This window comes from Pseudomonas sp. Xaverov 83 (assembly GCF_019352905.1).
Taxonomy (GTDB): Bacteria; Pseudomonadota; Gammaproteobacteria; order Pseudomonadales; family Pseudomonadaceae; genus Aquipseudomonas; species Aquipseudomonas yamanorum.
Genome location: NZ_JAAAFU010000035.1, coordinates 1 through 9491 on the forward strand (window position 1 = coordinate 1; position 9491 = coordinate 9491).

The 9491-nt window shown below is 61.8% G+C and carries 8 protein-coding genes; 5 read left to right on the plus strand and 3 right to left on the minus strand.

Features of this window, described 5'->3' with window-relative positions; genetic code table 11:
• Window positions 1-357 precede the first annotated feature (357 nt).
• The 3 genes from K0H47_RS13230 to K0H47_RS13240 form a co-directional block, all read right to left on the minus strand.
• Window positions 358-1371, minus strand: a complete 1014-nt coding sequence (locus K0H47_RS13230; protein WP_063028354.1) for a GNAT family N-acetyltransferase — start codon at window positions 1369-1371, stop codon at window positions 358-360.
• 66 nt (window positions 1372-1437) lie between these two features.
• Entirely contained in the window at window positions 1438-2226 is a 789-nt protein-coding gene (locus K0H47_RS13235) for an ABC transporter substrate-binding protein (RefSeq protein ID WP_081253104.1), read from the minus strand.
• 99 nt (window positions 2227-2325) lie between these two features.
• Window positions 2326-2949: a TetR/AcrR family transcriptional regulator gene (locus K0H47_RS13240; protein WP_017479484.1), complete on the minus strand. Its 624-nt coding sequence runs from the start codon at window positions 2947-2949 to the stop codon at window positions 2326-2328.
• Window positions 2950-3103: 154 nt separating this feature from the next.
• Between K0H47_RS13240 and K0H47_RS13245 the strand changes: the two genes are divergently transcribed.
• From K0H47_RS13245 to K0H47_RS13265, 5 genes are all read left to right on the plus strand, one after another.
• Window positions 3104-4882 (plus strand): acyclic terpene utilization AtuA family protein, encoded by a 1779-nt coding sequence (locus K0H47_RS13245; RefSeq protein ID WP_219272882.1) that lies wholly within the window; start codon window positions 3104-3106, stop codon window positions 4880-4882.
• Window positions 4883-4894: 12 nt separating this feature from the next.
• Window positions 4895-5767 carry an SDR family oxidoreductase gene (locus K0H47_RS13250; RefSeq protein WP_063028348.1) on the plus strand — a complete coding sequence of 291 codons (873 nt, stop codon included), beginning with the start codon at window positions 4895-4897 and terminating at the stop codon, window positions 5765-5767.
• A gap of 3 nt (window positions 5768-5770) precedes the next feature.
• Window positions 5771-7387, plus strand: coding sequence for a geranyl-CoA carboxylase subunit beta (gene atuC / locus K0H47_RS13255; protein WP_219272884.1), 1617 nt, complete (start codon window positions 5771-5773; stop codon window positions 7385-7387).
• Between the two features lie 71 nt (window positions 7388-7458).
• Window positions 7459-8616 (plus strand): acyl-CoA dehydrogenase family protein, encoded by a 1158-nt coding sequence (gene atuD / locus K0H47_RS13260; RefSeq protein WP_218264646.1) that lies wholly within the window; start codon window positions 7459-7461, stop codon window positions 8614-8616.
• The gene (locus K0H47_RS13265; RefSeq protein WP_219272885.1) at window positions 8613-9386 is read left to right on the plus strand and encodes an enoyl-CoA hydratase-related protein; all 774 of its coding nucleotides are present in this window, start codon (window positions 8613-8615) and stop codon (window positions 9384-9386) included. Before atuD ends, K0H47_RS13265 begins: the two co-directional genes overlap by 4 nt.
• The last annotated feature ends 105 nt before the right edge of the window (window positions 9387-9491 follow it).

The following is a 9491-nucleotide window of genomic DNA, read 5'->3' on the forward strand; positions in this document are numbered from 1 at the left end:
CAGATTTGGCTTTCGCTCTGGATCTTGCCTTTGCTTTTAACACTCAAGCCGGCCGGGAGGCCGCTGTGCTTTTGCTTTTGATCTTGATCTTGATCTGACTGCCCCATTCAGCCCGAGGCCGAACGCAGGCAGTGCGGAGCGGGTAAACCGGCAGGACGCCGGTTTAGCCGCGCCGGGCCATGGATGGCCCGTCGCGGCGGCCCGCGGAACAATGCCGGAGTGAGGGAACACCGAGCCTAGGCGAGGTGCCGACAGGCGGGGCAGAGCGTTTTGGTTACTTTGCCGCTTTTGCAAAGTGACTCGCTGTAAGAGCGAAACCATAAGCGGCCGTTACCTAAATAACGGATATGTACCCGGTCAAACCAACCCACACCGCTCAAAAAACCGCTCCCGCCCCAGGATCATCAACGCCGCCCGCTTATGCGGAAAATCAAACTCCTTCTCACAGTGGAAACACTGATTCTGCATATGCCCAATCATCCGCCCGTTATCCGCCCGAGGCTCCGCCACCACACGCTGCGTACGCGGATCATCAAGAAACAGGTAATGCACCAACGCCGACAACCAACTCGCCACCTTATGCGGCCCCCGGTGATGCTCCTCACCCACCAACATATGAATCCCGCGATCGTAATCCGCCACGTCATAGAACGGCGCAATCCGATCCTCCTTGGCCCAATACGCCTCGAAATACGCAAACGGCTCATCATCAAAACAGCCAATCAACGTCAACGCATGGGGATCCGCTTCCAGCTTGTCCAGATACTCCCGATGCTGCTCCAGGCTGCCACTTTCCTGCCAGAAATTCGCCACCCGCGTACTGTTCTGCCAACGATTGAATCGCGCCAGATCAACATCAATCTCAACCGTGCGCAGTGAAATCCAGGCACCCAACCGCGCATCAAAGCGCCGATAAACCTCACCCCGAGGCTTCGGCGCACGCGCGGGATGACGCTTACCGCCACTGATGATCATCTGCTGCGGATAAGTCCCGGTCACCGACTGCCCCAACCACGGCTGCGGCAATTGCCAGAACAACGTGCGCTCACAATAAAACTGCCCGGCAACTTCGGTCGCCACCAGCAACCCACTGCGCAACGCATCCTCAGGCGCATGCTCTAGTCGCCAAACCAGCCGCTGACGCCCAGGCTCTTTGACAAACAACCAGTAACAGGCCGCCCACAACGCCCGGGCAGCCGGCACAAGGCCGGGCTCCTGCAAATGCACCAACAGCTCATCACCCCGTTCAAGGCGCAAGCGAATCAGCGGCTGCCCCTCAAGGGTCAGGCTCAGACGGCTGTCAGTTTCATCAGCATTCAGGGCAGGCCCCGCCGGCAACGGCAGGACAGACAGGTCATTCAGATGGGGCATGGGATGGGCTCACGAATCGTCGACAGTTCAACAAGTGACGTGAGCCAAGGGCAAAAATTTAGACGATCACGGCACCGGCATCACATCGATGCGGTAAGGCTCGAAGATCTTCAGCAACTGGCCATTGTCCCGCAACTGCTTGAGCAGCCCGGCGAACGTCGCTCCCGTGATCGGCGCCTTGGGCCGCAGCAAAGCATAGTGGTGGTACACCTGGTCAATTCGCTCGGACACCAGGAACTGCCCCGCCGTGTCGGCATTGCGCGCCAAAAAATCACTGAGATAGGAGCGCGTCACCAGGGCGATGTCGGCCCGGCCACGGGCGACCATCAGCAGGTTGCTGTCGTGGGAATAGGTCAAGGTGGCGTTGAAGTGCTCCACCAGGTACTTGGGGTCGGGGTTGAAGTTGGCGAATGCGTAGTGATAGCCGCTGAACACCGCCAGCCGCTTGCCGGTCAGGTCGGTGAAATACCCTTGGTCGCGGCCAGGCTCACGCTGGGCGACGAAGATTTCGGCGTCTTCCAGGCCCATGTCGACTGCCGTATGGGGAATATCCTGCCAACCCCAGTTCGGATTTTCGAAGATCGCCATATCCACCCGGCCTTGCTGGAAGTCGCGAAACCGCCGGGGGATCGAGGTGGGCACCAGCACGAACTGGTAATCGGTTTGCAGGGCATTCAAGGCTTCCACCAGTTGCGGCAGCAACCCGGTGTCGGCGCCCTGCTCCGGGCGCACCGTATACGGCGGAAAATGCGCAGCACCGACCCTCACCAATTGGGCGGCCGAAGCCGGCATCAGCCACAGTGCGCCAAGTGCCAATATTGAGAGTCCTGCAGCCAATCGCCAGGGCGAAAACATCAAGGCACACACCGTCGAAAACTTTGATCCCGCTAAGCTAGGCGTTTTTGTCTAGCGAGACAACTTTCTGCCACACAATTAATAGCTTGCGCGAACGAACTAGTCAGCTTTCAAAACCATCAGCAAAGCTTCATCGGCCAGTTGCTCCAGGGTCATGCTGCCCTGGGCGCGAAACCAGGTGGTGGTCCAGGATAATGCGCCGGTCAGGAAGCGCCGGGTGATAAATACATCGCCCTTGATATAACCGGCCTCCTTGGCCTCACCCAGCACCTGCAACCAGATATCTTCGTAAATATCCCGCAAGGCCAGCACTTGGGCCTGGCCCTCGGCCGACAGTGAACGCCACTCATACACCAGCACCGCCATGGCCTCGCCGCTGCCACCCATGATCGACTGCAATTCGCAGCGAATCAGCGCCAACACCCGCTCCCGCACGTTGGTCGCCTCGGCCAGAGAAGCGCGCATCAGGGCGGTGTTGTAGTGGATGGTTTCCTCCATCACCGCCCGCAGGATTTCGTCCTTGCTCTTGAAGTGATGAAAGATGCTGCCGGACTGAATCCCGACCGCGCCGGCCAGGTCACGCACGGTGGTGCGCTCAAAGCCCTTGTTGCGAAACAGGTGGGCCGCGGTTTGCAGCAGTTTGCCACGGGCACTGTCGGGGTCGGTCAATTGGCCGGCGTCGACCATGGTGCGCATCACCCGCAGGGCTTTTTGCTCATCCATGCTGCTCTCCTTAACTTCTGGTTACGTCTTGGGCGGCAATTTAGGCCGTGGCAGCCAACCAAGCAAGCGCTTGGGGCAAAGTTGTGACCAGAGTTTACAAACCAAGCGCTTGCTTGGTAGTGTGGGTACCAGCAAACCAGAGGAAGGACGCCCCATGAACAAGACGGTACGCATCGGCTGCGCCAGCGCCTTCTGGGGCGACACCTGCACCGCCGCTGCGCAGTTGGTAGAAGGCGGCGCGCTGGATTACCTGGTGTTCGACTACTTGGCGGAAGTCACCCTGTCGATCCTCGCCGGGGCGCGAATGAAAGATCCCAAGGCCGGCTATGCCACGGATTTCGTCGAGGTGCTGACGCCACTGCTGGCGGATATCCAGCGCCAGGGCATCCGTGTGATCAGCAATGCCGGCGGGATCAACCCCCAGGCCTGCGCCGCCGCGTTGCAGGCGGCCTGCGACCAGGCGCAAATCCCGTTGAAGATCGCCGTGCTGCTGGGGGATGACCTGCAACCGCAGTTCAAGCAACTGCACGGCATCACCGACATGTTCAGCGGCGCACCTTTGCCGGCGATGTGCGTGTCCACCAACGCTTACCTCGGCGCGCCGGGCATCGTGCGGGCGTTGAAGCTGGGCGCCGACATCGTCATCACTGGCCGTGTGGTGGACAGCGCGGTGGTCAGCGCGGCGCTGGTGCATGAATTCAACTGGTCCTGGCAGGATTACGACCGCCTGGCCCAGGCGGCATTGGCCGGGCATATCATCGAATGTGGGGCCCAGTGCACCGGCGGCAACTTCACCGATTGGCGCGAGGTGCCGGACTACGAACACATCGGATTCCCGATTGTGGAGGTCAGCGCCGATGGCCAGTTCACCGTCAGCAAGGTCGACGGCACTGGCGGGCTGATCAGCGAACTGAGCGTCGCCGAGCAATTGCTGTATGAAATCGGCGACCCGCACGCCTACCTGCTGCCCGACGTGATCTGCGACTTCAGCCACGTAAAGCTCCAGCAACAAGGCAAAAACCGCGTGCACCTGCACGGCGCCAAAGGCCTGCCACCCACCGACCAGTACAAGGTCAGCGCCACTTACCCGGACGGTTTTCGCTGCACCGCCAGTTGCCTGATTGCCGGGATCGACGCGGTGGCCAAGGCCGAGCGGGTCAGCCAGGCGATCATCAACAAGACCTCAGAGCTGTTCAGCCAGCGCGGCTGGGCGCCCTACACCGACGTCAACATCGAACTGCTGGGCAGCGAAGCCACCTACGGCCCTCACGCCCAACGTCAGGACTGCCGCGAGGTGGTAGTGAAACTGGCGGTGCGTCATCCGAGCAAACAGGCATTGGTACTGTTCGCCCGGGAAATTGCCCAGGCGGCCACCGGCATGGCGCCGGGGCTCACCGGGATCGTCGGCGGGCGGCCCACGGTGTACCCGCTGATTCGGCTGTTTTCGTTCCTGATCGATAAAAACGCCTGTCAGTTGCAGGTCGATTTTCTTGGCGAGCGGCATGCCTGCGAACTGCCCGTCGCCGAACCGCTGAACACGTCCATCGCCTTGATCGACCCGCCCAAACCCCAAGGCCGTGCCGACGCCAACGTGCCGCTGGTCAAGCTGGCCGTGGCACGCTCCGGCGACAAGGGCAACCACAGCAACATCGGGGTGATCGCCCGCGAGCCCGAATACCTGCCGTGGATCGCCGAAGCGTTGACCCCCGAAGTGATCGTCGACTGGATGAGCCACGTGCTCGACCCGATCCACGGCCGTGTCGAACGCTGGTACTTGCCCGGCAGCCACAGCCTGAACTTCCTGCTGGAAAACGCCCTGGGCGGCGGCGGGATTGCCAGCCTGCGCATCGACCCCCAAGGCAAAGCCTTCGCCCAACAACTGCTGGAAATCCCGATTGCCGTGCCACAACACATTGCCGATCAATTCACTTAAAGGACCCACGCCGTGGCCTTCGACTCGATCTTCAAAGCCGACTTGTTCCAGGGGCAAACAATCATCGTCACCGGCGGCGGCAGTGGCATTGGCCGCTGTACCGCACACGAGCTGGCGGCCCTCGGCGCCCATGTGATTCTGGTGGGGCGCAAGCCGGAAAAACTGCAAACGGTCGCGGCGGAGATCAGTGAAGACGGCGGCCGCGCCAGTTGGCAGGCCTGCGATATTCGTGATGAAGAAGCGGTGAAGGCGCTGGTCAGCCAGATCCTCCAGGAGCACGGCCCGATTCATGGTCTGGTGAACAATGCCGGCGGCCAGTACCCCTCGCCGCTCGCGTCGATCAACCAGAAGGGTTTCGAAACCGTGCTGCGCACCAACCTGGTGGGCGGATTCCTGATGGCTCGGGAAGTGTTCAACCAGTGCATGAGCAAACACGGCGGGTCCATCGTCAACATGCTCGCCGACATGTGGGGCGGCATGCCGGGCATGGGCCACTCCGGCGCGGCGCGTTCGGGCATGGACAACTTCACCAAGACCGCCGCATTCGAATGGGGTTACGCCGGGGTGCGGGTCAACGCCGTGGCGCCCGGCTGGATTGCATCGAGTGGCATGGATACTTACGAAGGCGCGTTCAAGGCGGTGATCCCGACCTTGCGCGAGCATGTACCGCTAAAACGCATCGGCACCGAATCGGAAGTCAGCGCGGCGATTGTGTTTTTGCTCAGCCCCGCCGCCGCGTTCGTCAGCGGCAGCACCTTGCGCATCGACGGCGCCGCCAGCCTCGGCAGCCGCGCCTGGCCGCTGCACAAGGCGCAACCGCCGAGCGTGTCCTTTAATGGTTTCCACCGGGCTTATTTGCCGGATGTGCTCAAGGAGGAGAAATAAGCCATGCCGGTGATCGACTCGCAACTCGACGCCCACAGCCCGCAATTCGCGCAGAACCGCGAAGCACTGCTCACAGGCGTCAATCAACTGCGCCAGCTGGAGCAAAACCTGCTGAGCAAGGCCGCCGAAGCCAAGGCCAAGTTCGACAAGCGCGGGCAGCTGCTGCCACGGGAACGCCTGAATTTGCTGCTGGACCCTGGCGCGCCGTTCCTCGAACTGGCGAGCCTGGCCGGCTACAAACTCCACGACGACAAGGACGGCAGCGCCGCCGGTGGCGGGTTGATCGCCGGCATCGGCTACGTCAGCGGCGTGCGCATGCTGGTGGTGGCCAACAACAGCGCAATCAAAGGTGGAACCATTTCCCCCTCGGGCCTGAAAAAATCCCTGCGCCTGCAACAGATCGCCATGGAAAACAAATTGCCAGTGGTGACGCTGGCGGAAAGCGGCGGCGCCAACCTCAACTACGCCGCCGAGATTTTCGTCGAAGGCGCACGCAGCTTCGCCAACCAGGCGCGGATGTCGGCCATGGGGTTGCCGCAGATCACCGTGGTGCATGGCTCGGCCACGGCGGGCGGCGCCTATCAGCCGGGGCTATCGGATTACGTGGTGGTGGTGCGTGGCAAGGCCAAGCTGTTTTTGGCCGGCCCGCCGCTGCTCAAGGCGGCTACCGGCGAAGTCGCCACCGATGAAGAACTGGGCGGCGCCGAGATGCACGCGCAAACCGCCGGCACCGCCGAATACCTGGCGGAAAACGACGCTGACGGTGTGCGCATCGTGCGTGAGATCGTCAGCCTGTTACCGTGGGATGACCGCTTGCCGCCTGTGCCAAAGCGCGCTTATAGCGAGCCGCTGTACCCGATTGAAGAGCTGTTGGGGCTGATCCCCGACGATCCGAAAAAGCCCTACGACGTGCGCGAAATCCTCGCGCGGCTGGCGGATGGTTCCAACTTCCTGGAGTTCAAGGGCGAGTTCGACCCGCACACCGTCTGCGGCCACTTGCACATCCAGGGTCGCGCCTGCGGTTTTATCGGCAACAACGGGCCGATCACCCCGAAGGGCGCGAGCAAGGCCGCGCAATTTATCCAACTGTGCGACCAGAGCCAGACGCCGCTGCTGTTCTTCCACAACACCACCGGTTTCATGGTGGGCACCGAGTCGGAACAGCAAGGCGTGATCAAGCATGGTGCGAAGATGATCCAGGCGGTGGCCAATGCCCGCGTGCCGAAATTGACCATCATCGTCGGCGGCTCCTATGGCGCCGGCAACTACGCGATGTGCGGCCGTGGTCTCGACCCGCGCTTCATCTTCGCCTGGCCCAACAGCCGCACCGCCGTGATGGGTGGCGCCCAGGCGGGCAAAGTGCTGCGAATCGTCACCGAAGCCAAGCAACTGAAAGACGGCCTGGTGCCCGATCCCAAGGTGCTCGACATGCTCGAACAGGTCACCGCACAGAAACTCGACAGCCAGTCCACCGCCCTCTACGGCAGCGCAAACCTGTGGGACGACGGGCTGATTGATCCACGTGATACACGAACCCTGCTCGGGTTTCTGCTGGACATCTGCCACGAGGCCGAAGTGCGGCAACTACAGCCCAACAGCTTTGGTGCAGCGCGGTTTTGATGATCGTTCCCACGCCCCGCGTGGGAATGCAGCCCGGGACGCTCCGCGTCCCCATAGGGAGAACAATAAAAATGATCTTCACCCAGGAACACGAAGAACTGCGCCGCACCGTCCGTGGCTTTGTCGAGCGCGAGATCAACCCGCATGTAAATGAGTGGGAAAAGGCCGGACGCTTCCCGATCCACGAGATCTTCCGCAAGGCCGGCGACCTCGGTTTGCTGGGCATCTCCAAACCGGAAAAATTCGGCGGCATGGGCCTCGACTACAGCTACTCCATCGTCGCCGCCGAAGAATTCGGCAGCATCCGCTGCGGCGGCATCCCGATGTCCATTGGCGTGCAAACCGACATGTGCACCCCGGCCCTGGCCCGCTTCGGCTCCGATGAGCTACGGGAGGAATTCCTGCGCCCGGCCATCAGCGGCGAACAAGTGGGCTGCATCGGCGTCTCGGAAACCGGCGCCGGCTCCGACGTAGCCGGGCTGAAAACCCATGCTCGCAAGGACGGCACCGACTATGTGATCAACGGCAGCAAGATGTGGATCACCAATTCACCGAGCGCCGACTTTATCTGCCTGCTAGCCAACACCTCCGACGACAAGCCGCACATCAACAAGTCGCTGATCATGGTGCCGATGAACACCCCCGGCATCAGCGTCAGCCCGCCCCTGGAAAAGCTCGGCATGCACAGCTCGGAAACCGCCCAGGTGTTTTTCGACGACGTGCGCATCCCCCAGCGCAACCGCATCGGCCATGAAGGCGCGGGGTTCATGATGCAGATGCTGCAGTTCCAGGAAGAACGTCTGTTCGGCGCGGCCAATATGGTCAAGGGCCTGGAGTACTGCATCGACAGCACCATCGACTACTGCAAGGAGCGCAAGACCTTCGGCAAAGCGTTGATCGACAACCAGGTGATCCACTTCCGCCTGGCCGAGCTGTCCACCGAAATCGAATGCCTGCGGGCGCTGGTGTACCAGGCCACCGAGCAATACATCAAGGGCCAGGACGTGACGCGCCTGGCCTCCATGGCCAAGCTCAAGGCCGGGCGCCTGGGGCGGGAAGTCAGTGACAGTTGTCTGCAATATTGGGGCGGCATGGGGTTCATGTGGGACAACCCGGTGGCCCGGGCTTACCGGGATGTGCGGCTGGTGTCGATTGGCGGTGGGGCGGACGAGATCATGCTGGGGATCATCTGCAAATTGATGGGCACCTTGCCGGGGAAAAAGTCGTGAATACGTTGTTGCTGGAGCCGCATAACGGGGTGTTGCATGTGACGCTCAATCGGCCTGACAGCCGCAATGCCATGAGCCTTGAGATGGTGACCGAGTTGCGTTCGGTACTCGCCGATGTGGCCGGGGATAAAGCCTTGCGGGCGGTGGTTATCAGTGGCGCCGGTGGGCATTTTTCGGCCGGCGGGGATGTGAAGGACATGGCTCGCGCGGGGGCTACGGGTGGGTTACAGGCGTTGAACCGGGCGTTTGGCAGCCTGTTGCAGGAAGTTGAGGCGTTGCCGCAGGTGGTGATTGTGGTGCTTCAGGGTGCGGTGCTGGGGGGCGGGTTGGGGTTGGTGTGTGTCAGTGATGTGGCGATTGCGGATCATCAGGCGCAGTTTGGGTTGCCGGAGACCAGCCTTGGGTTGTTGCCGGCGCAGATTGCGCCGTTTGTGGTGAAGCGTATCGGGCTGACTCAGGCGCGGCGGTTGGCTTTGACGGCGGCGCGGTTTGATGGGGTTGAGGCGCTGCGGTTGGGGTTGGTGCATTTTGTGGAGCACGATCCGCAGGCGTTGGCGGAGCGGGTGGATGAGGTGTTGGGGCAGGTTTTGCGTTGTGCTCCGGGGGCTAATGCGCGGACCAAGGCGTTGGTCTTGGCCAGTGGTGAGCAGGCTTTGGGGCCGTTGCTGGACCAGGCGGCTGAGTGGTTTGCCGAGGCGGTTAGCGGGGAGGAAGGGGTTGAGGGGACTCAGGCTTTTGTGCAGAAGCGCAAGCCCCGGTGGGCGCGATGAATTGGGGGCATATCCGTTTCTGCGGTAACGGCCGCTATGGGTTCCGCTCTTACAGCGGCTCACTTTTGAACAGCGCAAAAGTAAGCAAAACGCTCTTGCCCCACC

Coding starts and splice junctions, on each gene's coding strand:
- K0H47_RS13230 (WP_063028354.1), bottom strand. CDS start 1,371: ATGCCCCATCTGAATGACCTGTCTGTCCTGCCGTTGCCGGCGGGGCCT.
- K0H47_RS13235 (WP_081253104.1), bottom strand. CDS start 2,226: ATGTTTTCGCCCTGGCGATTGGCTGCAGGACTCTCAATATTGGCACTT.
- K0H47_RS13240 (WP_017479484.1), bottom strand. CDS start 2,949: ATGGATGAGCAAAAAGCCCTGCGGGTGATGCGCACCATGGTCGACGCC.
- K0H47_RS13245 (WP_219272882.1), top strand. CDS start 3,104: ATGAACAAGACGGTACGCATCGGCTGCGCCAGCGCCTTCTGGGGCGAC.
- atuC (WP_219272884.1), top strand. CDS start 5,771: ATGCCGGTGATCGACTCGCAACTCGACGCCCACAGCCCGCAATTCGCG.
- atuD (WP_218264646.1), top strand. CDS start 7,459: ATGATCTTCACCCAGGAACACGAAGAACTGCGCCGCACCGTCCGTGGC.